The organism is Arthrobacter sp. PvP023, from assembly GCF_017832975.1.
Taxonomy (GTDB): Bacteria; Actinomycetota; Actinomycetes; order Actinomycetales; family Micrococcaceae; genus Arthrobacter.
The window spans coordinates 3,030,545-3,057,402 of sequence record NZ_JAFIBI010000001.1; the positions used below are offsets into that span (position 1 = coordinate 3,030,545).

A 26,858-nucleotide genomic window follows, 5' to 3' on the forward strand; every position below is an offset into this window, starting at 1 on the left:
GGTTAGAGGGCAGGGTCGGTGCAGGCCCACTACTAATGCTGCACGACCGTTGGGCGTTAAACGAAGCAGCCGCCACGCGCGGGACCTGATTCTGGGGTTCACGGCACGCTAACTGTCCTGCCGGTAGCAGCAGATTCGCCGGCAGCCAGAGCCAGCGCGAGTGCATCGCGGCCGTCATGCAGAGAGGCGAGCGGTTTTTCGTCTCCCCGGGTCACGGATACAAGGTGTTGGATTTCCTGGCGATACGCCGTTTCGTAACGATCGGCATAGTGCGAGATGAAGGGATCGCGGGTATCCGTGTAATTTCGGCTGGACGCTGTGACCAAGGTCGGCGTGGGGTTCACTACCGCGAGCGTCCCCCGGTGTCCGAAAGCTTCGATGCGCTGATCGTATCCGCTCGCATTGCTGCGGGAGTTGACGATGGTTACTAGCGCACCATTGGTGGTTGTTAGCGTCGCAACTGCTCCAGAGGCGTCGCCGAGGACAGCAAGTTCCGGGTTCGTCCTCTGGACCGAGGCCTGAACGGTGGCAACGTCGCCGAGGAGAAAGCGTGCCATATCCAGGTCGTGGATCATCATGTCCCTGAACAGGCCTCCGGATACAGGCACGTAGTCAAGGGGCGGCGGCGCAGGATCACGACTGACGATAACGAGCTGTTCGACCTTCCCCACTTCACCCGCGAGGATGCGGCTTCGAGCTGCCACGAAGGAAGGATCAAACCGGCGGTTGAAAGCTACAATTACGCGGTCGATGGAGTCCCCTACCGCATGAATGCAGTGATCCACTCGTTTCAGGTCGAGGTCCACCGGCTTCTCGGCGAGCACAGCCTTACCGCCGACTACGGCCTGCATGATGTGGTGCGCGTGGAATCGGTTCGGCGAGGCTATGACCACAGCGTCAATGTCAGTGCCTGAACATGCGCTAGCGACGTCCATGCTTGCAGCGCCGAATCGTGACGCTAGGCCATCCGCCCCGGATCCACCTGCAACCGCCACCAATTGTGCGCCCGCGGTCCTAAAAATGTTCTGGGCATGGACGGACGCCATCTTTCCGGAGCCAATGACGGCGATCCGCACGGTCTCTCCCACGGTCATCCTGTCGCCTCAAGATCACGGTCCTGCTGTCCTGCGTTCAACATCATCATCTCCTCCCGCTCAATACTTCCGTCTGTAGTTTCAGTCCCGCGACTGCGCTGGCCACTTCACTGGTCGCGCTCGCGCACCTGGCCGGGGACAGTGTGCGTTTAGGAGCCCTTTCCCTTCGCTGGTCAAACGGCCGGATCTCCGGATTTGAATTCGTCCTCGAGCTGTTCCAAGGATTTCCCCTTGGTTTCAGGCATATAGGCGCTCAAAAAGAGAAGACCCCCGACGCCGAGGACGACGAAGATGAAGTAAGACCCGGAGATCCCAATGAGGTTGACAAGGACAGGGAACAACAACCCGATCAGAAAATTGATGATTCTTCATGAACTTCCGGGACGAAGTGGTGCTTTGGTTGTTTCAGTCCTGCTCACACAGAGGCCTTTGTCGCGCCACGGCCCAACGACGCGCTGGATGCATACTCTTGGATCGTGTGAAGCTGGAACCGGGCGACGTCCATCGCGTTTTCATCCTCCGCGAAGACGCTTGAAGACATCACAGTGTCGTCCCTGTCGAGGAAGCCGATTTCCCCCAGACCACCGAAGAACTCCTCCCAGTTCACGTCACCATCGCCGATCTTGAGGTGCTGATGGACCCGGACTGCATTTCCGGGCGGGTTGGTGATGTATCGGAGGCCGTGGGATGCGTGATGGTTCATGGTGTCTGAGACGTGAACTACTCGGATCCGTTCCCCGGCTGCCTGCATGATGGCCAGGGGGTCATCATTCATATGGAACGTGTGTGAAGCTACGTAGGTCATTCCAACGTTTGGTGAGTTGATGCCACGGATTACGCGCAGGGCAGCGAGCCCTTCCTCAACGAAATCGTCCGGGTGGGGGTCAATGGCTACGTGCACTCCTTCCCGTTCGAAGATGGGAACCAGCTCTTCCATGGACTGGTAGAAGGCGGCCTCGGACTCCTCCGCCAGTTCGGGGCGCCCGCTGAATTCGGTGTTCATCTGCTTCACGCCCAGGTCAACGGTGATCTGGATGGCCCGCTTCCAGTACCGGACGGCTGCCTGCCGCAGCGTTTCATCGGGTCCCGACCAGCGCAATACCGGAAGGACAGAAGCAACTTCGACGCCTGCGTCCGTGCAAGCCTTTCGGAACGAGCGTACGAGCTCATCGTCCGCTTTGGGGTGGGTGTAGAACGGGATCATATCGCGGTGGGGCGTGAGCTGAAGGTACTTGTAGCCCAGCTCTGCAGCCAGACGCGGGAACTCCAGGAGAGTGTGGCTGTGGTGGAAGGGTGTCGGGTCCAGTGCAATTTTCATGTGTACTACTCCGCTTTCTGTGATTGTTGCATCAGGTTGGTAGAGGCTGAAGGCATGACCCGGTCCCCGGACAGTCCATCCCACCAGCTCTACGAGGGTCGGGCGGTGGTCAGTCGCGCCGCCCGCGTCCTTCAGTGGCGTCGTCGGCCCGTCCGGGAACCGCGTCCTCTCCTCCGGCAAGCTGATCCGGAAGCCCCTCCGCGATGCCGTCATGACGAACCTGGTGGCTGTCGTCGGCGTGGGACGGGAAGTTGTAGGAGGCGCCGGAGGCGTGGGTGGGCTCGGGCCAGCGGGAGGTGACCACCTTGCCGCGGGTGTAGAAGGACACACCCTCCGGACCGTACATGTGCTTGTCGCCGAAGAGCGAGGCCTTCCACCCGCCGAAGGAGTGGTACGCCACCGGCACGGGCAGCGGCACGTTGATGCCGATCATGCCCACGGTGACGGAGCGCTGGAACTTGCGGGCGTTGGCGCCGGAGGAGGTGAAGATGGCGGTGCCGTTGCCGTAGGGGTTGGCGTTGATCAGCGCGATGCCGGCGTCCAGGTCCTCGACGCGGACGACGACGAGGACGGGTCCGAAGATTTCCTCGCTGTAGGCGGTCATTTCGGTCTTGACGTGGTCCAGGACGGTCGGGCCGACCCAGAACCCGTCCTCGTGGCCGGGGACCACGAGGTCGCGGCCGTCCACCACCATGGCGGCGCCGGCGGCTTCGGCTTCGGTGACGATCCGGACGATGCGGTCCTTGGACGCCGGGGTGATGACCGGGCCCATTTCGGCGTCGGGCACGGTGCCGTTGTTTACCTTGACGGCCAGGGCGCGCTCTTCGACCTTCTTGACCAGCAGGTCGGCGGCTTCGCCGACGGCGACCGCGACCGAGATGGCCATGCAGCGTTCCCCCGCAGAGCCGAAGGCGGCGGCGGCGAGGTGGTCCGCGGCGTTGTCGAGGTCGGCGTCGGGCATGATGATGGCGTGGTTCTTTGCGCCGCCCAGGGCCTGGACGCGCTTGCCGTGCTTGGTGGCGGTCTCGTGGACGTACCGGGCGATCGGGGTGGAGCCGACGAACGAGATGCCGTCCACGTCCGGGTGGGTCAGGAGGCCTTCGACAGTTTCCTTGTCGCCGTGCAGGACCTGGAACACGCCGTCGGGCAGGCCCGCGTCCTTCCACAGCTTGGCCAGCAGCATCGAAGCTGAGGGGTCCCGCTCGGAGGGCTTGAGGATGAAGGCGTTGCCGGTGGCGATCGCCATCGGTGCCATCCACAGCGGCACCATGACGGGGAAGTTGAACGGGGTGATGCCGGCGACCACGCCGAGCGGCTCGCGGAAGGAGAACACGTCGATCCCCGTGGAGACCTGGTCTGAGTAGTCGCCCTTGAGCAGGTGCGGGATGCCGCACGCGAATTCGATGACCTCCAGTCCGCGGCCGATCTCGCCCTTGGCGTCGGAGAGGACCTTGCCGTGCTCGGCCGTGATCAGCTCGGCGAGGTCGTCCACGTGGGCAGCGACAAGTTCGCGGAATTTGAACAGGACGGCGGTGCGCTTGGCGAGGGAGATGTCGCCCCAGCTGTCGGCGGCCGCGCGGGCGGCGGCGACGGTGGCGTCCAGGTCGGCCCGGTTGGCCAGCCGCAGCTCCGCGGTCACGGCGCCGGTGGCGGGGTTGTAGACGGGCTGGGTGCGGGTGCCCTCGCCAGTGGTCTCTGCGCCGTTGATGAAGTGCTGGATGGTGTTGGTGGTGACAGTGGTCATGGAAAGGTCCTTGGGAGTTGGAGTCTGGGGTGGCTCAGGAGGCCGGGGTCAGCCGAGCAGCTTGCGCTGGCGGCTCTTGTGGTCGACGTAGGTCTGGAAGGCTTGTTTCGTGGAGTCGAGTTCGGAGACCTGGGAGACCGGAACGTCCCACCAGGACTCGGAGCTGGGCGCGTCCAGCAGCGGGTCGGATTCAACGTGGATGACGATCGGGCCGCCGCGTTCGGGGGCCGCTTTGGCGTCGCGGACGGCCTGTTCGAGCTCGGCGATGACCTTCTGCCCCGGTTCGATCCGGATCACCTTCACGCCGAGGCTTTCGGCGTTCAGGGCCAGGTCCACGGGGAGCCGGTCGCCGTCGTCGAAGCTGTGGTGCTCCTCGACCAGGGCCCGGTACTGGGTGCCGAAGCGCTGGGAGCCGAGGGATTCGGAGAGTGAGCCGATGGAGGCGTAGCCGTGGTTCTGGATCAGGACCACGATCAGTTTGATGCGTTCGGCGACGGCGGTGACCAGTTCGGTGTGCATCATGAGGTAGGAGCCGTCCCCCACCATCACGACGACGTCGCGCTGCGCCCCGCCTTTCGCGGCTTCTGCCAGCGCGGCACGCTTGACGCCGAGGCCGCCGGAGATTTCGTAGCCCATGCAGGAGTAGGCGTATTCGACGTGGTATCCGAACGGGTCCCGGACGCGCCACATTTTGTGCAGGTCGCCCGGGAGGGAACCGGCGGCGCAGATGACGACGTCCTGGGCGTCCATGGCGCGGCTTGTGGCGCCGATGATCTCGTTCTGGGCCGGGAGCGGGGTGAAGCGGGTGTCGAAGGCTTCGTCCACGGTGGCGTTCCAGCGGGACTTTTCGGCCGCGATCTGCTGTTCCAGGTCCGCGCCGATCCGGTAGCCGCCGAGGGCCTGGTTCAGCTTGATGAGGGCCTTGCGGGCGTCGGCGACGATCGGCAGGGAGGTGCCGTGTTTGTACGCGTCGATCGGGGCGACGTTGATGTTGATGAACTTCACGCCCGGGTTCTGGAACGCGGTCCGGGAGGCCGTGGTGAAGTCCTCGTAGCGCGTGCCGATGCCGATGATGAGGTCCGCCTCGGCGGCGATGGCGTTGGCCGCCGTCGTGCCGGTGGAGCCGATCGCGCCGAGGGAGAACTGGTGGTCCCAGGGCAGGACGCCGACGCCGGCCTGGGTGTTGCCCACCGGGATGCCGGTCAGTTCGACGAACTTCGCGAGTTCCTCATTGGCGTAGGCGTAGAGGACGCCGCCGCCGGCGATGATGAGTGGGCGTTTGGCGGCGCGGATGGCGTCGGCGGCGCGGCGGATGTCCTCGTCGTCGGCGTCCGGGCGCCGGATCCGCCATTCGCGTTCGGCGAGGAATTCCTCCGGGACGTCGAAGGCCTCGGCCTGGACGTCCTGGGGCAGCGAGATGGTGACGGCACCGGTTTCGGCCGGGTCGGTGAGGACCCGGAGGCCGTGGTGGAACGCGGAGAACAGTTGCTCGGGCCGGGAGACGCGGTCGAAGAACTTCGAGAGGGGCCGGAAGGCGTCGTTGACCGTGATGTCGTAGGCGTACGGCTGTTCAAGCTGCTGCAGGACGGGGTCCGCGGCGCGGGTGGCGAAGGTATCGCTCGGCAACAGGAGGACAGGCAGCCGGTTGGTCGTGGCCAGGGCCGCACCGGTCAGCAGGTTCGAGGAACCCGGGCCGATCGAGGTGCTGATCGCGAAGGTCTGGCGGCGCCGGGTGTGGCGGGCGTAGCCGACCGCCTGGTGGGCCTGGGCCTGTTCGTTGCGGCCCTGGTAGTACGGCATGATCGTGGGATCGAGCTGCTGGTATTGCTTGAGGGCCTGGCCGACGCCGGCAACATTGCCGTGGCCGAAGATCCCGAAAGTTCCCGGGATCAGCCGCTCCCGGTAGTCCTGGCCGCCGATTGAATCGACGGTGTACTGCTGGGACAGGTATTCGACGACCGCCTGGGCGACGGTCATTCTGCGTGTTCCTGAGGCAGTTCTGGTTCCCATGGGAAGTTACTCCGATACTTCTTCGGCGCGGGCGGATTCGGTGCGGGTGGATTCGGTGTGGCGCAGGAGCGAGGCGGCAGTTGCCACGGCTCCTGCGACGTCGCCGTCTTGCGGGTAGAGCAGGGTCCGGCCGACGGTGAGGCCCTGGACGCCCGGCAGCGCGAGGGCGTCCTGCCAGCTGGCGAAGACCTCGTCCTGGCTGCCCTCCGGATCACCGCCGAGCAGCACGGTGGGCATAGTGGTGGACGCCATGACGCGCTCCATTTCGGCCACCACGGGAAGTTTCATCCAGGTGTAGGCACTGGTGGAGCCCAGACCCTCGGCGATGGCGACGGACTTGATGACGGCGTTGGTGGACAGGTCGTTGCGGACCCGGCCGTTCTCCCAGATGGACAGGAACGGCTCCACCATCGCGATGAGCTTGCGCCCTGCGAGGGAGTCGATCGCCTTAGCGGTCGCTTCCAGAGTGGCGACGGTGTCCGGGTCGCCGAGGCAGATGCGCGTGAGCATCTTGCCGCCGTCGGCGCCAAGGGCTTCGAGGGCGGCAGCGGTGTGGCCGGTGAAGCGGTCGTCGAGTTCATTCACGAGGCCGGAGAGCCCGCCGCGGTTCATCGAGCCGAAGAGCAGCTTGCCCTCGAGCGCGCCCAGCAGGAGCAGGTCGTCCATGATGTCCGGGGAAGCCAGGACACCGTCCACATCCGGGTTGGCCAGGGCGATCCGGAGCCGGTCCAGCAACTGGCGGCGGTCGGCCATGGCCACGGGATCGCTGCCGACGGCCAGCGCACCGCGGGCCGGGTGGTCGGCGGCGACGATGAAGTTCTGTTTGCCGGCCTTGACGCCGGGATGGCGGCGGCGGGCCTTCGCGGCACGGGAGATCGCCGCCGGATCCTCGAGCCGGATGACGCCCAGGTGCTCGTAACGGCGGGGATCGTCGTCCACCGTGAGGGTGGCGGCGGCGTGGTTGACACTCACAGGATTGCTCCTTCGGTGGCGTAGGTGCCCGGCACAAGGCGGCCGCGTTCGGCGAGCAGGCCGGTGACTTCCTCCGGCGTCGGCATCGCGTCGGCGCAGGACAGCCGGGACGCAACGAGGGCGCCGGCGGCGTTGGCGAAGTCGAGGACCTGGGCGAGCGGCCAGCCGGAGAGCAGCCCGTGGCAGAACGCCCCGCCGAAGGAGTCGCCGGCGCCCAGGCCGTTGACGGTTTCCACCGGCACCGGGGCGGAGACGACGCGCTCGGTGCGGGTCTTGGCCATGACGCCTTCCGGTCCGAGCTTGACGACGGCGATTTCGACGCCAGCGGCCAGGAGCCGGTCCGCCTGCTCGTCCGGCGTGCCTTCGCCGACGGCGACGGCACACTCCTTGTCGTTGCCGATCGCCACGGTGACGTGCGGGAGGATTTTGGCGACCTGTTCCCGGGCGTCGGCTTCGGAGGCCCAGAACATCGGCCGGTAATCGAGGTCCAGGATGGTGAACTGGCCGGGCTTCAGCCCGGTGCGGGGACGCGCCTCGTGGGCCGCGAGGTGGGCGGTGCGGCTGGGCTCCTGGCAGAGGCCGGTCACGGTGGACCAGAAGATGCCGGCGTCCCTGATGGCGTTAAGGTCCAGCTCCTCGGCCTCGATCTGCAGGTCCGGGGCCGTGGGGAAGCGCCCGTAGAAGTAGAGCGGGAAGTCCTCCGGCGGCTTGATCGCGCAGAAGGTGACGGCGGTGGGCCATTCCTTGACCGCGGTGACGAAGGAATCGTCCACGTTGAACTTGCGCAGTTCGCGGTGCAGGTACTTGCCGAAGGCGTCATCGCCGGTGCGGCTGATGACGGCGGAGCGGCGCCCGTGCCGGGCGGCGGCAACCGCCACGTTGGACGGGGAGCCGCCCAGGTACTTTCCGAAGGACGTGACATCCTCCAGATCCACCCCGATGTCGTTCGGGTAGATATCAACGCTGATGCGCCCGATCGTGAGCAGTTCGTGGGTCACGGTGATCGCGGACCTTTCTGTTAATCCCCTGGGGTTAGGGGGCAAGCGCTTGTGCCCGTCGCTGGCAAGCGCGTGTTAGCGAAGGAGTCGGGGAGCGCAGGGAGAGGGCACCCGTTGCTGGTACAGGTCCGAACATCGGCAGGCTGTCACCACTTCGTCTGTCTATTTTTTGGGTACAGCCAATTCGCCTGTGACGTACTGGGCGCGGCCGAAGCCGAAAGACCAATCGCCGGGGGTGTTTTCGACGTAGCCAATGAAAACGTTTTCGCCACCGACTCCCAGCTCGCCCAGCCGTGCAGCAACTGCAGCGAAGAGAGCCTGCTTCGCATCCTGGGTGCGGCCGCCCTGTGTAAATATCTGGATCATTACGACGTCGCTGGAGCGTTCGAAGCCGAGCCCGGCATCCTGGGCAAATATTTGACCGTTCTGGTGTTCGGTCAAAATGTGAAAGTAGTCCCGCTCAGGGATGCTGTACTCAGCCAGAATGGCGTCGTGGATTGCCTGGCTTAGGTTGCGCAGCTCTTGCGGAGTGCGGCCTTGGTTTACGTCGATGCGCACGAGAGGCACGTTGACTCCTTGTGAATGACTGCCGGTCCTGCAAGCACGGGACCAGCAGTCGTCGGCGTAAATTTTCGAGCGGTGAACTAAGGGGTGGGGCCGCCACGTCCCTGGCGGCCCCACATTCTTAGGCGGAGACGGTGAGGGCTGCGTCAGCGTCCCTGAGAACCTTGGCTGCGACTTCCAGACCCTCAATGCGGCCCAGCTCGACGTCTTCGTGTTCGATGTTGACGAGCATGTCCGGGTCGACCTCGCGGAGGGCGCGGAGGAACTCGGTCCAATACGCTGTGTCATGTCCCTTGCCGAGGGCCACGAAGTCCCAGGCGGCTGGCTTGGGCCATTCGTTAGCCCACTCGTCGCCGCCGAGGTTGGTCCGGTTTTCGTCGGGGGAAAGCCTGCGGAAGCGGTTGTCCAGGACACCGTAGAGGGCCGCAGTTTCTTTGTTGACGCGGACGTCCTTCGCCGCGGCCTGAAAAACGAGCGGACCCAGTTCGCGGACGACGGCTACGGGGTCCATCTGCTGCCAGAACAGGTGAGAGGCGTCAAGCTCTACACCAACGTGTGTGGCGCCCGTCAGTTCAACGAGTTTGTACACATCGGCCGGGTTGAAGACGAGGTTCTGCGGGTGCAGTTCGAGAGCCACCTTCACGTCGTGATCTGCGGCGAGCCGGTCAGTTTCCTTCCAGAATTCCGCGGCCACGCCCCACTGGTAATCCAGGACGTCCAGTGCCGATGAGTTCCAGGCGTTGACGACCCAGTTTGCGACGGTGGCGCCCGGTTCGCCGCCGGGCAACCCGGACATGGTGACGACACGGTGCTGGCCCAGTCGTTGGGCCAGGCGAATGGAGCGCCGGATGTCTTCAGCGTGCTTGTCACCGATGAGCCGGTTCGGGTGCAGCGGGTTACCGTTGCAGTTCAGGCCTGCTATGGAAACACCGGTGCCCTCGAAAATGGCGAGGTAGTCGTCACGGGCAGCGTCGCTTTCCAAGATCTGGTCGAAAGCGGGGACGTGCACGGCTGGCAGGAATCCGCCTGTGTTGATCTCGATCCCGGTGAGGCCAAGATCGGCGATAACCTTTAGCGCCTCGGGGAGCGGGCGGTCGTGCAGGATTGCGTTGTAGACGCCGAGCTTCACAGGGTCACCTTCTTACCGTTGTTGAGGGCGGATTTGGCGACGGCACCGAGCAGTTCCATGTTGCGGACACCCTCGTCGAAGCTGGCGCAACGGGGAAGGGATTCCTGTTCGCTCAAGCCAGCGACCTCTTCGAGGAACGCCCGCGCTTGGTAACCGAAGGCATCGTTTTGGCCGAAGCCTACTTCCGGGGCGTCCATGGCAAGACCGCCAGCGATGTACGGGTGACCGGGACCGAGGATGACCTGGCGGTAGCCGTTTTCGTTGCCGGAACCATCATTGAGGAACAGCTGGATCTCCGAGGGGCGCCGCTGGTCGAACTTCGCCGCACCTTTCTCACAGAAGACTTCAAAGTTGAGGCTGTTGGCGTGTCCGGCTGCTACACGGGAGACTTCGAAACTGCCAGACCCGTTCTGGAACTCCGCAGAGAACGCCGCGTAGTCGTCGTTTTCTACGGCCTCGAAGGTGTCACTGACGGCTGCATGGTCGTGCCCGATCACTGCGGCCAGCGGCAGAGGCCGCTTATCGATGGCGGTGCTGAAGCGACCACCGGTGATGGACTTGATGTCACCGCACAGGAATTCCGAAACATATGCCAGATGGGAGCCGACGTCGGCCAGGGCACCCGAGCCCGGGCCGCCCTTGTAGCGCCAGCTCATGGGGGCCGACGGGCTGAAGCCGTAGTCCGTCCAGTATCGGCCGCTGAAGTGCAGCACGTTGCCGAGAGTTCCATTGCGGATGAGGTCCCTGATATACGCGATGCCCGGGGTGCGGCGGAAGGTGAAACCGATACGTGCGAGAGTCCCGCCTGCCTCAGCGGTGCGGGCGGCACTGGCCATGGCACGGGCGTCGTCCAGGGAGTCGCTCAGCGGCTTCTCACAGAGCACATGCTTTCCAGCGGCGAGCAGTCCCTCAACCACTTCGCGGTGCAGAGAGTTGGCGATGACGACACTGACGACGTCAATGTCATCGGCTTCGGCGATGGCCTGCCACGAGGTGTCGTTGCGCTCGTAACCGAAGCGGCGTGCGGCAAGAGAACCAAATTCAGCGTTGACGTCTCCGATGGACACAAGCCGAACCGGCGGCAGAACGGGGCTGTAGAGAGTTGACGCCGTGCGGTACGCGGCAGCGTGGGCCTTGCCGGCCATACCCGCACCAATAACGGCTACTCCAATGTCGTGTGTCATGTGTTTCTCCCTTGAAATCCAATAAGGCTGAGAACTAGACCGGGCTCAACCTGGCTACTCCTTGGAGCGCTCCACAAAAGCTTAGGCCCGGTCACTTTGTCCTGTCAATAAGCAAAACAACCAACCGTGCCGCACTGCGTCGATCACGCGTCCGAGCCCCAGCGCAGCAAGCTTCCGATTCGTGACACCCGTCGGGAGCGTGCCAAAACCTCAGCAAGAGCGGTGGAGCGCTCCGAAGGCCACTTTGCCCAATCGGGCTGGTTATATCAGTAAGCCGAACGGGCCAATACGGCACGTTCGGCACCACAGATCTAAGGGCGTCGTAGCTCGCCTCCAGGGCCGGGCCCGTGCGGAACTATTCGGACTCCCTCAGGAGGCCACCCCATCGGCGGTAGTGAAGGAGGCCTGAAACGTCGGCATCCATCTATTCAGCTTCCCCCAATTGCAGGAGCGCGGAAGATCATCCCGGAAAGCCCTGGGCTGAAGTCATGCTCTCGGCTACCGGGGCGTACGGGGCGTTTAGATGATGTCGCCTCACGACGGAACCGGGGAGCCGGCGGCGGTCCCCCGAGCGCCGGAATCAGCTCTGAGCGTCTGTAGAGCGCTGGCCTTGGCAATGGACACGCTATGGTTTTCTTAGCAGCGCCACTAGATGAAAGGCTGTCGCCATGACAGTGCATGCCCCCCCAACCCGTCGTCCGACTATCTACGACGTGGCGAAGCGGGCGGGCGTCTCCAAGTCATTGGTTTCCCTTGTCCTCACCAACTCTCCGTCAGTTCGCCCAGCTAAACGCGAAGCAGTCATGGCCGCTATCCAGGAACTCGACTATCGACCAAGCCGTGCGGCCACGGCCCTTGCCAGCCGTGAGACTAAGAGCATCGGCCTGGTTATCGATGACTATCGGAACCTCTGGTTTGTCGGCCTCCTCCGAGGTATGCAACAGCAACTGGGCCCGCTGGGCTATCAGGTCACGGTCGCCGATTCGGCTGCTGAAGCTGAACCGGGGCAAGGGACCGTCGAACGGTTACTTTCAACTCACTTGGCCGGCCTGGTAATTGCAATGGAGCCGCGGTCATCGATGCTGAAAACGGCATGGGTTCCGACTGTCGTCGCCGGCTGGCGTGACATCGTGCCTGCAGCGGCGGACTTGATAGCAAATGACGATGAGGCTGGGGGGCGCCTTGCCGCATCTCACCTCTTGGATCTGGGGCACACGAAGATCGGCCACCTGACCGGTTCGGGCGGCGCGGCGGCTCATCGAAGAGCCGGCTTTCATGCCCGTACTGACGAGTCGGGCGTCTCGTTGCGTCTGTCGGGCCAAGGGCAAGGGACGACCGAGGAAGACGGCTACCAGGCCGCTATCTCCCTCCTCGCGCGCTTTCCCGACACAACAGCTATTTTTGCCGCTAACGACACCATGGCCGTCGGTGCCATGGCCGCGATCAAGGCTCGAGGCCTCTTAGTTCCACAAGACATCTCCGTACTTGGATACGACAACTCCCCCCTGGCCCAATCCAGATACTTGGACATATCGTCCGTCGACGACAGAAGCGAGGAAGTGGGGATACTGACGGCCCAGGCCCTGCTGTCGCGCATCAAAGATCCAACACGGGAGCCACTGCGCACCCTCGTGCAGCCTACGGTTGTAAGCCGCGGAACCACGGCGCCGCACACTTAAGACTCCGCCGCCGCCTTGCCAGGAGCCGCCAAGAGGAATTGCGAGTAGACCGCTCGGAAGTCCTGCACCACGGTCAAACGACCTCGTCTATGCCAGCACAAAGATTTAGCTCGCGTCCCGACTGCCGCATGGAACGGATGAGATTCTTGAGTTTCCGCCTGAACTGGTTGCTCAGAATTACCGGAGGAGACCATAGGGGCAGGGCCTGTCAGCCCGTTTGGCGTGCCATCAACGCGCCAATTCCGGGCACGGTTAAGTGCACGTCGGCGCTTAGGCTGCAAAGTAGTCGCTCTCCAAGGACTCGAACGAGTCTCTGACCCCAGTGGTTTTGTCCGAGCACGGCACCGAGCGGCAGCGGCCCGCAGCCGCTCGTAGATCGAGGTGGCCAACGGCCGCCGCTTATTGACGTCATGTCGTAGCGTATGCACCCGGAGACTTAGGTCAGGTGACGACTGACGACAGCCAGCGCCGTGGCGCCTTATCCAGCAAATAGGATGGTGGCTGCGTTGTCCGTTCCCCTGGCGTCCTGCGTGTCCTCCTCAGCGATCGACCAGCGCTAGCGACCGTCTCAGCACAGCGGCCCCACGCTCTCTCAGCATATGCAGGAATAGATGTAATCCTGCCCGGAGCAAACAACTGCTCCGGGCAGGAGCACATCCGCTCAGTTCGAGGGAGCACTTGTGGTCACTGCAAGGTTTTGAGCGCGGCACGCATGCTAGTGCGCGCGGGTCCTGGTCTCGTCAGCCGCAACCCCGGCCACTTCGGCTTGGACTTCCTTGACGATGTCGCTGTGGCCGCCGAGTTGTTCGAGTTCGTGGGCGAGTTCGGCGAGTTCGGCGCCGCCGGCCATCTGGGCGGTGAGTTCGTCGAGGGTGATGTCCTTCTTTTCGTAGTAGCCAATCGACTTGCCGCGCTTGAGCAGCAGGAACCGGTCACCGACGGGGAAGGCGTGGTGCGGGTTGTGGGTGATGAAAATGACGCCCAGGCCGCGGTCGCGGGCCTGCAGGATGTAGCGCAGCACCACCCCGGACTGCTTCACGCCCAGGGCGGCGGTGGGCTCGTCCAGGATCAGGACCTTCGCGCCGAAGTACACGGCCCGGGCGATCGCGACGCACTGGCGTTCACCGCCGGAGAGCTGGCCGATGGGCTGTTCGACGTCGCGCAGGTCGATGCCCATCGCGGCGAGTTCCTGGAGCGTGATCTCCTTCATCTTCTCGACGTCCATGCTTTTGAACGGGCCAAAGCCGGACGTGAGCTCGGAGCCGAGGAAGAAGTTCCGCCAGATCGGCATCAACGGCACCACGGCGAGGTCCTGGTAGACGGTGGCGATGCCGGCGTCCAGCGCGTCGCGGGGGGAGGTGAATTTGCGTTCCTCGCCCATGACCTTCAGGATCCCGGCGTCGTGCTGGTGGAGGCCGGCGATGATCTTGATCAGGGTGGACTTGCCGGCACCGTTGTCGCCCAGGACGCAGGTGACGCGGCCGTTGTCCACGGCCATCGTGACATCGCTCAGGGCGATGATGTTGCCGTAGTGCTTGGCAACCCCGTCGAGGGAGAGCAGGTGCACCGGGGTGTGGGTGAGGGGGTCTTTTTCGTTCTGCAGCAGCGTTTGCTGGTCGATCTCTTTGGCATTCATGTTCTTCACAGGCCCCTTTACTTCAGTTCCGCGCGGCGCTTGACGATGAGATTGACGATGGTGGCCAGCAGCAGCATCAGGCCCAGGAAGAACTTGAACCAGTCCGGGTTCCACTGCGCGTAGACGATGCCCTTGTTGGCCATGCCGAAGATGAACGCGCCGATCGCGCCGCCGATCGCCGAGCCGTAGCCGCCGGTGAGCAGGCAACCGCCGATCACCGCAGCGATGATGTAGAGGAATTCGTTGCCCACGCCTTCACCGGACTGCACGGTGTCGAAGGCGAAGAGGTTGTGCATGCCCAGGATCCAGCCGCAGAACCCTACGCCCATGAACAGGCCGATCTTGGTGGCCTTGACCGGCACACCCACGGCGCGGGCGGCGTTCTCGTCCCCGCCGACGGCGAAGATCCAGTTCCCGACCCGGGTCCGCATCAGTACCCAGGTGGCGACCGCGACGAGCGCGATCCAGATGAACACGGTGATTTTGACGTCAACCCCGCCGATGGTCACGGAGGAGGCGAACACCGCCCGGGCCGAGGCGAAGCCGTCCATGGCCGAGATGGAGGGTGAGGAGACCGAGCCGCCGATCAGGCGGGTCAGGCCAAGGTTCAGGCCGGTCAGCATCAGGAACGTGGCCAGGGTGACGATGAAGGAGGGCAGCTTGGTCTTCATCAGGATCCAGCCGTTGATGAAGCCGATGCCCAGGGAGACCACCAGGGCCAGGAGGACACCGACCCAGACGTTCGTGCTGAAGTACCAGCTGAACATGGACGCCGTCAGCGCCGAGCTGATCACGGCGACGCCGGTGGAGAGGTCGAACTCCCCGCCGATCATCAGCAAGGACACCCCCACCGCCATGATCCCGATCGTGGAGGAACCGTACAGGATGGTCGCCAGGGCGTTGGGCTGGGTGAACGTCGGGGACACCAACGCGAAGAAGACGAAGAGGACGATGGCGCCCACCAGGGCACCGACCTCGGGACGTCCGAGGAGTTTCTGGAACGGGCTGCGCTTGGCGACGCGCTCATCGGGCGCCGCCGGCTTTGGCTTGGTCTGGGTGATGGTCATGGTGATTCTCCTTGCTGCCGGGCCGGCGTGAACCGGCCCGGCCAGCGGGCTGTTAGCGGATACCCTGCTCGGCGAACTTCAGGACATCGGCCGCATTTGACTTGTCGACGATCGCAGGCCCGGTCAGGACCGACTGGCCGCCGCCGATCTTGAATCCGCCTCGCTTGTTCTGCCACAGCGCATCAACAGCGCCATAGCCCTGCAGCCACGGCTGCTGATCCACAGTGAACAGCACGCTGCCGTCGGAAACCTTCTGGGCGAGTTCCTTGTTCAAATCGAAACTGGCAACCTTGGCCGAACTGCCGGCGGTAGCCACTGACTTGAGGAGCGTAAGGGTGATGGGAGCGCCGAGGCCGACGATCACGTCAGCCTCTTTAGAGGCCTGAAGCTTTGCGGTAGCCGTCGATTCAACCGAGGTCATGTCCGCACCGTTTACGTAAAGGATTTCTGTCCCGGGGACCTTGGCCTTCACACCGGCGCACCGGGCTTCGAGTCCCACGTGGCCCTGCACCTGGATCACACAAATCGGGTGCTTATATCCCCCCTCTGCGAGCTTTGACCCCACTGCCTCGCCGGCAAGTTTCTCGTTGGAACCAAAGTGGGTGAATGCTCCCAGTGCAGCGGAGGAACCTTCGCCGGCGTTGAAGCTGACGATCGGGATACCTGCGTCAGAGGCCCTTTTCAGCGCGTCTTTCAGAGCATCCGGGGTGGCCAGAGTCACGGCAATGCCATCCACCTTCTGGTCCACGGCCTGCTCAATCAGCTGCGCCTGCCGGCCCGCCTCCGGATCGGAGGTATAGAGCAGTTCGATGTTATCTTTTGCCGCAGCCTCTTCGGCACCCTTCCGGACGGTGTCCCAGAAGGTGTCACCGGCAGGGGCGTGGGCGATCATCGCAATCTTGATCCGTTCCGTGCTTGCCACCTGGCCAGCGGCCCCTGCGCCCCCGGAATCCGCCGGCTTACCGCCCTGACTTGAACACGCTGCAAGAGCCAGCATCGGTATTGCAACTGCAACGACCGCCGCGCGGCGCCAAACGAACTTCTTCACTGGTGATCTCCTTCGATCGTGGCCGAGTGATGTTGGGAATCCAGACTACGAGCGAATCCGGCGACCCCGCAGCAGGTAATGTGATTCGGAACACCTTTGGAGCGCTCCATAGAAAAACAGTAGATGTTGTTAGATTGTCCTGTCAATACTTCAATCTTTTAGACTTCGTTTCCCGCGTCTCGGTTTCCGTCAGTAAGTCTCGCAGCGGCCACCTACGCTCCCGAGGCAAGCCTGACGTCGACCATGTCTGGAAGTTGAGCTTGCCGGCGATTCGAGCTGGGGCACTCCAGGCATCCGCGTCACCTCAAATTCCGTTGTGGACGACCTCCTCACAGACCCGCCCCGGGCAACCATCGCACCGGAGTTGGTGCCGCTGGCAGCGGCGTAGAAGTCGATCAAGCGTGACGTGGTCCGCCGCTACATCCGCTGGCATCATCAACGACGAATGAACAATTGACGAAGTCGCTCGCCTAATCTTCCTCCACGCTTAACCGGGGTCACCGTTGCCTCCTGACCGGGTCGGCCAGGTTCCGCAACCCCGCGCGGCCCGGAACCCGTAACAAGACGCACACAGTCATGCACTTAACCGAGAACGTCGCCATGAACAGTCGTGACATCAAGAATGCAAACCAGCCCCGACAGCGACACTCCCCCAGCCAGCGTCCGGTCATGCAGTTAGCGACCCTCCCCGCCATGAACAGATAACCAGCGACAACGCCACCCAAAAGCGAAAGGAGGCAACGGCCACTAACAAAAAAGGACCCCGAAGGGGCCCATAAGTGAACAGTTTGTGCACACGCTCAGAGGCCCTCAGGCCCCTGAACAGGGAAAACACGTGCCCGAGGTGGGACTCGAACCGGACTCCAGGCCTCGCAAACACTGGGAAGTCCCGGAAACATGCCGAGTACGACTCAGTCCGGCACAAGTACGGGCCAGTCGGACGGCAAGAGTGTGCACATTGTGCACACCCTATTTGGCCACTTAGACGACCCGACCCGGCTGCTTGAACGGCCATCCCCGCGCCCGGCACAGCCTTGCTGAGGGTTTCGGGAGTTTGTATCCCTCATTCTCCGCCACGGCTCGTAACGTCGGTGCATATCGAGGAAGAGCTGAAGATGTCGCCTAGCTCTGCATCCTTTGCTGATCAGACGTCGATCGACGGCGTGAATGGGCCGGGTTACGACCTAACGCCCCCACTCAATCCGTGGCCCGGACGTGGCCGACTATCCGGCCACCGGCAGCCGTGCGGACGCTACGTCGCTCGTGCTTCGTGAATGATTTCGTTGAGGACCGGCGCAAGGAACGTGCGGAACAGTGGGTTGTTCTCTGCCATGGTAAAGTCGCCGATGCCCTGCATTCGTCCTCCCCGGGCTCCGGGAATAGCGGCAATGGCTCGCTCTGTGTCTTCTAGTGTGCACGCACGGTCGTACTCCCCGGTCAGGAGGTAGACGGGGCAACGTGCGGTGTCGATGGTGGATGCGGTTTTTCTCAGGTCGAAATCCTGAGCGTAGAAATAGGTGTCTCCCCTATAGATCCCGGCCGCCCTGGCTGTAGATCCACCAGACCTCCCGGCGGTACTCCTCCGGGCTGTGGGGAGACATCAGGCTGTGGGTCCATGTCGGTACGATCTGCTGGGCGTTGAGGTCTGGCCGCAGGGGCCAGTCGTGGAACCGCAGATTCAGAAGGCGCATGCACGGATTGTCAGAAGTCCTCTGCACCGTAGCTAATCCCACTGGTGATCCGTGAACGAGGCCGTTGATGAGGAGGCTGCGATGCCGATGGGGGTAGAGCGGAAAGGCTGGAGGGCACTCTCGATGCGAGTTCTGCGTCCGGCTTGAGAGCAGCTGACTCCTCGGACCCTCGGCAAAGAGTGGGCGGCCCTCTTGAAGCGCACCGGACAGGCCTTCAGCCGTGGTCGGGACTGTAAGAAAAACGGTGTGTGAGGGTCCGGGCTGATCCGAAAGGAGACGGCCGTGTCAGAGTTCACGACCGAGATGACAGGGGTGATGATCGATCCTGTGACGGGAGAGATCGTCGATCAGAAGGAGCTTGCGGAGCGGTTGCTCGCGCAGGCCAAGGAGCAGGGCGTGAGCCTGGTGGGCCCGGGCGGGCTGCTGAACCAGCTCGGGAGATTCTGGGCATCTGGGCCGGCGACGGCGGCGAGGGTGCCCGGTTCTGGCTGCAGGTGTTCTCCGAGCTGAAGAATCGGGGCGTGGAGGATGTGTTGATCGCTGTCTGCGACGGGCTCAAGGGGCTGCCGGAGGCGATCACGCCCACGTGGGAGCGGACGGTCGTGCAGCAGTGCATCGTGCACTTGATCCGCAACAGCTTCCGCTACGCCGGACGCCAGCACCGCGGCGGCATCGTCAAGGCGCTCAAGCCGGTCTACACGGCCCCGTCCGAGCAAGCGGCGAAGGAGCGGTTCGCTGAGTTCACGGCCGAGTGGGGCCAGCGATATCCGGCAATTGTGCGGCTCTGGGAGTCCTCCTGGGCCGAGTTCGTGCCGTTCCTGGAGTACGACGTGGAGATCCGGCGGGTGATCTGCACAACGAACGCGATCGAGTCGATCAACGCCCGCTACCGGAGGACTGTGAGGGCCCGTGGGCACTTTCCAAACGAGGCCGCTGCCCTGAAATGCCCGGCCCGACCCACACACCGTTTATCGGACAGTCCCGCTGACGGAACCATCGTTGTCGGCGTTTCTGCACCGGACTGGACTCAAGTAGGAATCGATCGATATCTCTTAGCTGGGCTACTGCAATTCCTTGTCGCTGGGTGCAGCTACTAGTGCCGACTTCGCAGCGTTGCCATTTCTACTTACTACGAGTAGTGACATTTGCGGTCGGGCGCGGGATTTGGACTTGGGAGGCGTCGGAGACCATCGGTCGCTGTGCCTTGGGCCGCAGGTGAATGGCGAGGGATGTGATCCACAGCAGGGCGGCAATGGGCAATGACAATGCGCCGATGTTGTTGGCTGCAGTTGCCACGGCGTTGGGGATTCCGAGGCGGGCGCCGAACCAACCGGCCGCCGCAACGGCAACCGCGGATGCTGCCGCAATCCGCAGCACCGTGTAGCGGTTGGCCGCTGCCAGCAATACGAGAGGTGGGAGGATCAAGGCCACCACGGCCAACTGCATTACCTCGATGCCCAGGTTGAATGCGAGGAGGGAGAGGATTAGGCGGCTGCCGGCGAGGCCAAGCCCGCGAAGGGTCTCGGAGAAGGCAAGCCCTTTAACCAGGCCGAAGAAACCGGCGACAAGGATTTCCTTGCCGGGAAAGAGCGGCCTGACGGCGTGTACGGCCGCGATCAGGCTGCTGGCGGCGATCAAGGCTTCGATGAGCCCGGAGGACCCTGGAAGGCCGAATGTGCCGAGCGCTAGGGTGGCAGAGTGACCAAGCGTGAAAGCCAGTGTGATGGCGGCAATGCGGCGCACCGCCTTCTTCACCTGAGCGGGCCCCGCCCATCGCTGGGTGCCGGCAATCAGGCCCGCCGGCCGGCCTTGTGTGCCGGACGGCGGGGCTTGGGTGGGATCGTCTCAGCTTGCCGAAAGTGAGGGCTGCTTGAACGGCAGTGCCCCCTCCGCAGATCCTCCTTGCCTGCGCACAACCAAGGTGAGCACCAGCAGGGTGGCTGTGGCAAACAGCGCAGCGAATGCGAAAATGCTGAAGCCCCATCCCTGGTTGCCTGCTGCGAACAGCTGCCCGCCCATCCAGGGACCGAATACTGCGCCGAAACGTCCAATACCCGTGGTCCATCCGATGGCGGTGGCACGGCTGGAGGTGGGGTACACGTGGGCCGCCGCTGCGTACACCATGGTCTGCGCGCTGAAGAGGAAAACTCCAGCCGCAAACACCAGGGCGTAAGTGGCTGCGAGAGGGAGGTGTACGCCGAGGGAGTAGACGCTCGCCGCGGTCAGTGCAAACCAGATTGCCGCAATCCGCACGGGCCCGAAACGGTCGGCGATCCGGCCGGCGATCAGCATACCCACGATGCCGCCACCGTTGATGACCAGCAGGAATGCAAGGGCGGAACCCAGGTTGTACCCTTCGGACCGCATCAGGGAGGGCAGCCATGTGCTGACGCCGTAGACCAGCAGCAGCCCGGCAAAGGAGGTGAGCCAGAAGAGTATCGTGACGCTCCGGCGGCCCGGGATGAAGAGCTGCGCAAGCGCTGCACCGCGGACAGCCCCGGGGACCTTGTCTTCGACGGCCGGCACGGGGATGTCGAACTTCTGTGAAACCTTTTCTGCCGCTTGGCTGCGTCCCTTGGAGATCAGGAAGGCGAGTGACTCAGGCATGTAGGCGATAACGAACGGGACCGCCAGCACCAGCGGGAGGACGCCGATCAGGAACACGATGCGCCAGCCAAAGTCCTGAAGTAGCCAGATCCCGAGGGTTGACGCGGCAATTCCGCCTGCCTGGTGGGCCGTCATCAGGACGCCGATCAGGAGGTTTCGGCGGCCCGCGGGAGCGAATTCCGCCACGAGAGCGATGGCGGTGGGCAGCAGTCCGCCCAGGCCCAGGCCCGCCACCAGCCGGGCGCTGCCGAAGGTAGTGACGTCCGGGGCGATGGCGCAGAGGCCGGATGCGACGGAGAACAGGACGCAGCAGAGCACCAGGACTTTTTTCCGCCCGATCCGGTCCGTCACGATGCCGGCGGACAGCGCCCCGATGAGCATGCCAAAGGTAGCGACGCTGCCAATGTCCCCGGCGGACGAGGGCGTCATGCCCAGCCCCTTGTCGGCGAGCATGGCCGGCAGTGCGGCGCCGTAGACGAAGAGGTCGAGGCCATCGAAGAAAACGAGCAGCCAGCAAAGGGCGACGACAAGGGTTGCCACGCGGGCGGTCGACGTCAGTGGGCGGGTGGCAGGAAGCATCATTGCCGTCCTTTCGGAAATGGAGCGTTGGAGTAGCCGATGGGCCTTGGATCACTCTACCCAGTGAGAACAATCACGTCAATTATATTGTTAACAATAATGATAGCTAAATTTTCCCTTTGATATGGCGAAAGCCGCCTTCCGCAACTGGTGCGGGAGGCGGCTTCCTGGTTTAGGGCGTTCAGGTATTGCTGGAGCGGATGACGTCGGCGACGCTTTCAAGGTGGGCGCGCATCGCTTCGGCAGCTGCATCGGCGTCGTGGGCACATACAGCTTCGATGATGGCGAGGTGTTGCGGTAGGGACACTGCCGGGCGCCCGGGCTGCCGGGCCAGCCGGAACTGGAAGCGGACCGCTTGGCCCCTGAGCCGCTGTATTGTCGCAGCTGCCGTCTGCTGGGCACTGATGCCGATGACCCTGGCATGCAGGGCCTGGTTTGCCTCCGAGTAGGATTCCCGGTCCCCGCGGTCCACGGCGTCCTTCATGCGCTCTGCCAGTTTCTGCAGTTCGGCGATCTCTGGAGCGGTGATGCGCTCGGCCGCCTTCCGTGCGCACAGTGCCTCGAGCGCGGCGCGGACCTCGGTGATTTCCACCGCTTCGTCCACCGACACGGCGCGCACCCGTGCGCTACGGTTCTGCACCCGCTCAACGAGACCTTCGACGCCTAATTCAGACAGCGCCACACGCACGTTGCCCCGACTGGCGCCGTATTCGGCTGCAAGGTCCGCCTCCACGAGGCGCTGGTTGGGTACCAGTTCACCGCTGACAATGGCCGTGCGCAGGTGCTCCGCCAGTTCCGTGGCGGTCATGCTCCGGTCCCCTGCCTTGGGGCCGGGCACTTCGTCCAGGGTTTTCACGTGTCACGCCTCCCGGCCGATGGCCTTAACCATCCGGCATTGCTAACAATCTGATTACTCAGGGTACTGCACATCGCCCTTTCACCCGTACCGCAGCAAGTATCAGCGTGATGCCGCGGCAGGACGCTGGCCGGTCTTGGCAAGCTGGATCTGCTCGTACACATGGTGGCGCAGTTCGGTGAAGCGGGGCAGCGCCCGCGTATTGAGCTGGTCCCGCTCGGCCGGAAGGTCGATCAGCAGGTCTTCCTGAACCACTGTGGGGGAGCTGGACAGGATGATGACCCTCTCCCCCAGGTAGACGGATTCGTCAATGTCGTGGGTGACGAATAGGACCGTGACTCCAAACTTTGTCCAGACCCTACGAATCAGGTCCTCGAGGTCGGCCCGGGTCTGGGCATCGACCGCGGCGAACGGCTCATCCATCAGGAGGACCTCGGGCTGGTAGGCCACCGCCCTCGCGATAGCCACACGCTGCTGCATGCCGCCGGAGAGTTGCCAAGGATAGGACTTGGGGACGTGGGACAGTCCCACTGCCTCCAGTGCCTCATCCACCATCCGGTCGCGTTCCGCTTTTGGAATCCCCCGGTTCTTAAGTGGAAGCTCAACGTTTTCGCGAACGCGCATCCATGGAAAGAGCGAACGTCCGTATTCCTGGAAAACTACGGCCATTTTCTTGGGCGGTCCCGTGACTTTGGCACCGTCCAGCAGGACTTCTCCTTCCGTTGGAGCCATAAGTCCGGAGATGCATTTCAGCAGCGTGGTCTTGCCCGAGCCGGAGGGGCCGACGAGGCAGGCCAGTTCCCCCGGCCTGAGGTCGAAGGTCAGGTTGCGCACGGCTTCCACCGGGCCGCCGTCGGTCTGGTAGACCTTTTTGAGGTTGCGGACGGACAGCATGGCCGTTCCTTCGGCCAGGACCCGGCCCGCGCCGTTCGCGGCAACACCCCGGGTGTGTTCATTAGTGTCAAGCTGCATTTTCTACCTCTCGCAGGCCGTGGTACCAGCGCAGAATGTGGCGCTCGGTGAATTGGAAGATGAGGGACATGGCCACGCCGATCAGACCCAGGATGACGATTCCGGACCACATTTCGGGCACGGCGAAGGCGCGCTGGAACTGCACGATGGTGAAGCCAAGCCCTGAGGAGGAGGCAAACATTTCGGAGATGACCATCAGGATGAGCCCGATGGAAAGACATTGCCGCACGCCTGCCATGACTTGGGGTCCAGCGGACGGCAGGACGAGGTAGCGTACCCGTGCCCAGCCGCTGATGCCGTAGGTGCGGGCGGAATCGGACAGGACGCCGTCGATGGCCCGGACGCCTTCGATGGTGTTCAGCAGCACCGGCCAGATGCAGCCGGAAATGATGACTGCAACTTTCATGCCGTCCGTGATGCCCATGAGCAGCATGAGCACGGGGACCAGCACGGGCGGCGGGACGGCGCGGAAGAATTCCAGAACGGGTTCGGTCAGCGCACGGAGCCAGCGCACGGAACCGATCAGGAGGCCGACCAGGATGCCCAGGATGATTGCCGACACCACTCCGACGAACAGCCGGCCCAGGCTGGGCAGGACGTCCGTGAGGATCCGGTCGCCGAACCAGGTGTCCTCGAAGGTGGAGACCAGTGCTCCCGGGGTTGGGACAAAGAAGTTCTTTGCACCCGTTGTGCCCGCCCACCAGGCCAGCACCAGCAAGGCGGGAAGGCCCAGCGCGTAGATAAGGCCTTTTGCGATTCTCATACGATCACCTCGGAACGGATGGACGAGTGCCAGGAGAGCGTCCTGCGCTCAACGATCCTCATCAGCAGATTAATGACGACGCCGATCAGCCCCGTGGTCAGGATCAGCGCATACATCCCGGAAATCGCCCCGCCTGACTGCGCCAGGGCGATTTCCCTGCCCAGCCCCGGGGAACCAATCACCAGTTCCGCCGTGATGGCCAGGATCAGAGCCACGGAGGCGGCCAGGCGCACGCCGGTCATCAGGTAGGGCAATGCCGTGGGGAAGACCACGTACCGCACCCTGGCGGCTGTTTTCAGCCCATAGCTCCTGGCCGTCTGCATGGCTACGTTGTCCACGTCGGCAACGCCGTACAGCACTTGGATGAAGACCTGCCAGAAGGACGCATAGATGATCAGCATCAGCGATGACTGGATCTTCACGCCGAACAGCAGGACGGCGATCGGGATCAGCGCAACTGAGGGGATGGGTCGGAGGAATTCGACGGTGGAGTTGGTGCAGCGCCGCAGGAAATGCGATGAGCCAACCACAAAACCGAGGACCACCGCGAGGGCCACGGCGGCCGCCAGCCCGAGGAACCAGGCCAGCAGCGTCTCGCTGACGGCGCCCCAGAAAGCGGCGAGCGGGACGTAGCCGGCGAGGGCGGCGATGACTTCGGAGGCCGGCGGCAGGAACCGGGCTTCAATGATGCCCGTGCGGGGGATGAGTTCCCAGGTCAGGAGGAAGCCGAGGATGCCGGCGAGGCCGAGGAGCTTTCGGGTCACGGGAGGAGCTCATCGAGCTTCACGTCGTCCTTCAACAGGCCATCGCCCTTGGACAGCGTGACCAGCTGTTCAACCGAAGCGCGGTTTACGTACGGCGAGAAGGACGGAAGGACCAGTTTCGCTGCCGTGGCGGCGTCGATCTTGGTGTAGGTAGGCAGGACCTTGCGGACGGCGTCGGGGTTGTCCTGGGCGTACTTGAGCGACTTCTCCATGGCTGCGGTGAACTTCTTGACCACGTCGGGCTTGCTGGAGACGTTGCTGCCAGTCGTGAAGTACGTGCCGACGGTGAGGTCCTTGGCGGTGTCGACATAGTTGGAGGAGAGAAGCTTGTCGCCGGCTCCGGTGCCGAGGGTCAGGAACGGCTCCACTACCTGGACAGCGTCCACCTGGCCGCGTTCAAGGGCAGCCTGCATATCCGGGAAGGCCAGCTCAACGAACTTAACGCTGGAGGGGTCACCGCCGGCTTTGCGCACCGATTCGCGGACGGTCGTGTCATTGATGTTGTTCAGCGTGTTCACGGCCACGGTCTTGCCTGCCAGGCCGGTCGCTGAGCTGATGGTACTGTCCTTGCCCACCAGGATGCCGCCGAAATCCTTGCCCTGTTCACCCGTTGAGCTGTTGCCTGCCGACACGACCTTGATGTCCAAGCCCTTCGACTTCGCCAGCAGCAGGGACGAAACGTTACTGAACCCGAAGTCCATGGTTCCACTGGTCACCGCCGGAACGATCGCGGCGCCGCCCTGGGCGGGGACCAGATCAAGGGCCAGGCCTTCATCCTTAAAGAAGCCCTGCTGCTGCCCCAGGTAGATGGGGGCTACATCCACGATGGGGATGACTCCCACCTGGATCTTTTGTTCCCCGCCGGCGGCGGCACTTCCCGACGCCTGGCTCTGGGAAAGCGGCGCCGATGAACAACCGGCGGTGAGAAGGAGGGCGGCTGCGGCCAATACGGCGGTGTACGACTTCATGTCATTCCTCTAAGTAGTTGTGGTGCGCGTCACTGCGAACAGCATCAAGCTACGGTTGACGGGCTTGATTGTCAACAATTTGGTAAGAAACATTGGTAATTTTCCGTACAGCAGACCGAGCGTCCGTTTTGTTTGCTAAATTGTTGACAATTATCTGTAGGCCCTGCGAAACTTGATTTAACGGCGTCCTTCGGCCGGACGCCCCTCCCCGGATAACAAAGGACACCAACGATGACTGACGCTTTTCATGACGTGGCGCACCTGGGCCACGTCGAACTTCTGACTCCCGAGTTTGAGAAGAGCCTGTGGTTCTTTACCGAACTGCTTGCGATGCGCGAGGTTGCGCGTGACGGGGACTCTGCCTACCTGCATGCGTGGGATGACTACGAACACCACACCATCAAGCTGACGGCGGCCCCGACGTCGGGCGTGGGTAAAGTGGCCCTGCGCGCTTCCAGTGAGGTGGCGCTGCAGCGCCGGGTGGCGGCGATAGAGGCCAGCGGGCACGGCATCGGCTGGCACGACGGAGAGCCAGGGATCGGCAAGACCTATGCGTTCACCGATCCCGACGGCCACCCGATGGACATCTATTTCGACACCGAATGGCACGTCCCCACCGAGGACGACCGGCCGGCGCTAAAGAACCAGGCCTCACGGTTCCCGGGCACTGGCGTGAACGCGCGTCGCCTGGACCATGTGAATTTCCTGGCCGCCGACGTCACGCTCAATGGCAGCTTTGTGGCGGAGAACCTGGGCGGCCGCGCCACCGAGCAGATCCGGCTGAACTCCGGCAAGCTGGGCGCTCAATGGTTCACGTTCACCAACAAGTCCTATGACCTCGTGTACAGCGAGGACTGGACGGGCAGCAACGGACGCCTGCACCACATCGCCTTTGCCACCGATACCCGCGAGGACATCCTGAAGGCCGCCGACATCTTCTTGGAGAACGGGATTCACATCGAGTCCGGCCCGCACAAGCACGCCATCCAGCAGACATTCTTCCTGTACGTCTACGAGCCCGGCGGAAACCGGATCGAGTTCTGCAACTCCGGCGCCCGGATGATCCTGGCTCCGGACTGGGAGACCGTGGAATGGACCGAGGCGGACCGCGCCAAGGGCCAGGCGTGGGGCATGAAAACCATCGAAACCTTCCACACCCACGGCACCCCGCCCGTCGCCGTCCCCGCCCATTAGGCCAGCGTCCCCGAGGAGAAT

The 26,858-nt window shown here is 63.5% G+C and carries 23 protein-coding genes and 2 pseudogenes; 4 read left to right on the forward strand and 21 right to left on the reverse strand.

Features of this window, described 5'->3' with window-relative positions:
* Nucleotides 1–98: 98 nt before the first annotated feature.
* From JOE31_RS13925 to JOE31_RS13970, 10 genes and pseudogenes are all read right to left on the reverse strand, one after another.
* Nucleotides 99–1,094, reverse strand: coding sequence for a Gfo/Idh/MocA family oxidoreductase (locus JOE31_RS13925; protein ID WP_280872880.1), 996 nt, complete (start codon nucleotides 1,092–1,094; stop codon nucleotides 99–101).
* A gap of 173 nt (nucleotides 1,095–1,267) precedes the next feature.
* Nucleotides 1,268–1,459: an MFS transporter gene (locus JOE31_RS13930; RefSeq protein WP_209748433.1), complete on the reverse strand. Its 192-nt coding sequence runs from the start codon at nucleotides 1,457–1,459 to the stop codon at nucleotides 1,268–1,270.
* A 50-nt stretch (nucleotides 1,460–1,509) separates the two neighbouring features.
* Nucleotides 1,510–2,412, reverse strand: a complete 903-nt coding sequence (locus JOE31_RS13935) for a sugar phosphate isomerase/epimerase (protein WP_209745610.1) — start codon at nucleotides 2,410–2,412, stop codon at nucleotides 1,510–1,512.
* A gap of 238 nt (nucleotides 2,413–2,650) precedes the next feature.
* Nucleotides 2,651–4,156, reverse strand: a pseudogene (locus tag JOE31_RS13940) (CoA-acylating methylmalonate-semialdehyde dehydrogenase); the annotation flags it as partial.
* Nucleotides 4,157–4,204: 48 nt separating this feature from the next.
* A complete protein-coding gene (gene iolD / locus JOE31_RS13945) occupies nucleotides 4,205–6,133 on the reverse strand; it encodes a 3D-(3,5/4)-trihydroxycyclohexane-1,2-dione acylhydrolase (decyclizing) (RefSeq protein ID WP_245199194.1) in 1,929 nt (642 codons plus the stop codon).
* Nucleotides 6,134–6,172: 39 nt separating this feature from the next.
* Complete coding sequence (locus JOE31_RS13950; RefSeq protein ID WP_209745614.1) at nucleotides 6,173–7,138, reverse strand: deoxyribose-phosphate aldolase; 966 nt, start codon at nucleotides 7,136–7,138, stop codon at nucleotides 6,173–6,175.
* On the reverse strand, nucleotides 7,135–8,136 hold the full coding sequence (gene iolC, locus JOE31_RS13955) for a 5-dehydro-2-deoxygluconokinase (RefSeq protein WP_209745616.1): 1,002 nt from the start codon (nucleotides 8,134–8,136) through the stop codon (nucleotides 7,135–7,137). Before iolC ends, JOE31_RS13950 begins: the two co-directional genes overlap by 4 nt.
* Before the next feature lie 162 nt (nucleotides 8,137–8,298).
* Nucleotides 8,299–8,703, reverse strand: a complete 405-nt coding sequence (locus JOE31_RS13960) for a tautomerase family protein (protein ID WP_209745618.1) — start codon at nucleotides 8,701–8,703, stop codon at nucleotides 8,299–8,301.
* 118 nt (nucleotides 8,704–8,821) lie between these two features.
* Nucleotides 8,822–9,829, reverse strand: coding sequence for a sugar phosphate isomerase/epimerase (locus JOE31_RS13965; RefSeq protein ID WP_209745620.1), 1,008 nt, complete (start codon nucleotides 9,827–9,829; stop codon nucleotides 8,822–8,824).
* Entirely contained in the window at nucleotides 9,826–11,013 is a 1,188-nt protein-coding gene (locus JOE31_RS13970; RefSeq protein WP_209745622.1) for a Gfo/Idh/MocA family protein, read from the reverse strand. The genes JOE31_RS13965 and JOE31_RS13970 overlap by 4 nt, the downstream gene beginning before the upstream one ends.
* A gap of 668 nt (nucleotides 11,014–11,681) precedes the next feature.
* Between JOE31_RS13970 and JOE31_RS13975 the strand changes: the two genes are divergently transcribed.
* On the forward strand, nucleotides 11,682–12,692 hold the full coding sequence (locus JOE31_RS13975) for a LacI family DNA-binding transcriptional regulator (RefSeq protein WP_209745623.1): 1,011 nt from the start codon (nucleotides 11,682–11,684) through the stop codon (nucleotides 12,690–12,692).
* A gap of 715 nt (nucleotides 12,693–13,407) precedes the next feature.
* Here the strand turns inward: JOE31_RS13975 and JOE31_RS13980 are convergent.
* From JOE31_RS13980 to JOE31_RS13995, 4 genes are all read right to left on the reverse strand, one after another.
* Nucleotides 13,408–14,328, reverse strand: a complete 921-nt coding sequence (locus tag JOE31_RS13980; RefSeq protein WP_209748435.1) for an ATP-binding cassette domain-containing protein — start codon at nucleotides 14,326–14,328, stop codon at nucleotides 13,408–13,410.
* A gap of 17 nt (nucleotides 14,329–14,345) precedes the next feature.
* Entirely contained in the window at nucleotides 14,346–15,395 is a 1,050-nt protein-coding gene (locus JOE31_RS13985; protein WP_209745624.1) for an ABC transporter permease, read from the reverse strand.
* Between the two features lie 52 nt (nucleotides 15,396–15,447).
* Nucleotides 15,448–16,443 carry a substrate-binding domain-containing protein gene (locus JOE31_RS13990; RefSeq protein WP_209745627.1) on the reverse strand — a complete coding sequence of 332 codons (996 nt, stop codon included), beginning with the start codon at nucleotides 16,441–16,443 and terminating at the stop codon, nucleotides 15,448–15,450.
* 1,526 nt (nucleotides 16,444–17,969) lie between these two features.
* On the reverse strand, nucleotides 17,970–18,134 hold the full coding sequence (locus JOE31_RS13995; protein WP_209745629.1) for a hypothetical protein: 165 nt from the start codon (nucleotides 18,132–18,134) through the stop codon (nucleotides 17,970–17,972).
* Nucleotides 18,135–18,416: 282 nt separating this feature from the next.
* On the opposite strand from JOE31_RS13995, the gene JOE31_RS21570 reads away from it, so the two are divergent.
* Nucleotides 18,417–18,644: a hypothetical protein gene (locus JOE31_RS21570; protein ID WP_245199938.1), complete on the forward strand. Its 228-nt coding sequence runs from the start codon at nucleotides 18,417–18,419 to the stop codon at nucleotides 18,642–18,644.
* Nucleotides 18,569–19,081 (forward strand): annotated as a pseudogene (locus tag JOE31_RS14000) (transposase); the annotation flags it as partial. The gene JOE31_RS21570 and the pseudogene JOE31_RS14000, both read left to right, overlap by 76 nt.
* Before the next feature lie 175 nt (nucleotides 19,082–19,256).
* Here the strand turns inward: JOE31_RS14000 and JOE31_RS14005 are convergent.
* From JOE31_RS14005 to JOE31_RS14035, 7 genes are all read right to left on the reverse strand, one after another.
* Complete coding sequence (locus JOE31_RS14005) at nucleotides 19,257–19,877, reverse strand: HupE/UreJ family protein (protein ID WP_209745631.1); 621 nt, start codon at nucleotides 19,875–19,877, stop codon at nucleotides 19,257–19,259.
* A gap of 102 nt (nucleotides 19,878–19,979) precedes the next feature.
* Entirely contained in the window at nucleotides 19,980–21,323 is a 1,344-nt protein-coding gene (locus JOE31_RS14010; protein WP_245199196.1) for an aromatic acid/H+ symport family MFS transporter, read from the reverse strand.
* A gap of 178 nt (nucleotides 21,324–21,501) precedes the next feature.
* A complete protein-coding gene (locus JOE31_RS14015; RefSeq protein ID WP_307864422.1) occupies nucleotides 21,502–22,176 on the reverse strand; it encodes a GntR family transcriptional regulator in 675 nt (224 codons plus the stop codon).
* 102 nt (nucleotides 22,177–22,278) lie between these two features.
* A complete protein-coding gene (locus JOE31_RS14020; RefSeq protein ID WP_209748441.1) occupies nucleotides 22,279–23,070 on the reverse strand; it encodes an ABC transporter ATP-binding protein in 792 nt (263 codons plus the stop codon).
* A 67-nt stretch (nucleotides 23,071–23,137) separates the two neighbouring features.
* Nucleotides 23,138–23,911: an ABC transporter permease gene (locus JOE31_RS14025; protein WP_209745633.1), complete on the reverse strand. Its 774-nt coding sequence runs from the start codon at nucleotides 23,909–23,911 to the stop codon at nucleotides 23,138–23,140.
* Nucleotides 23,908–24,675: an ABC transporter permease gene (locus JOE31_RS14030; RefSeq protein WP_209745635.1), complete on the reverse strand. Its 768-nt coding sequence runs from the start codon at nucleotides 24,673–24,675 to the stop codon at nucleotides 23,908–23,910. Before JOE31_RS14030 ends, JOE31_RS14025 begins: the two co-directional genes overlap by 4 nt.
* Nucleotides 24,672–25,643: an ABC transporter substrate-binding protein gene (locus JOE31_RS14035; RefSeq protein ID WP_209745637.1), complete on the reverse strand. Its 972-nt coding sequence runs from the start codon at nucleotides 25,641–25,643 to the stop codon at nucleotides 24,672–24,674. The genes JOE31_RS14030 and JOE31_RS14035 overlap by 4 nt, the downstream gene beginning before the upstream one ends.
* 231 nt (nucleotides 25,644–25,874) lie before the next feature.
* Between JOE31_RS14035 and JOE31_RS14040 the strand changes: the two genes are divergently transcribed.
* On the forward strand, nucleotides 25,875–26,837 hold the full coding sequence (locus JOE31_RS14040; protein WP_209745640.1) for a catechol 2,3-dioxygenase: 963 nt from the start codon (nucleotides 25,875–25,877) through the stop codon (nucleotides 26,835–26,837).
* Nucleotides 26,838–26,858: the final 21 nt, after the last annotated feature.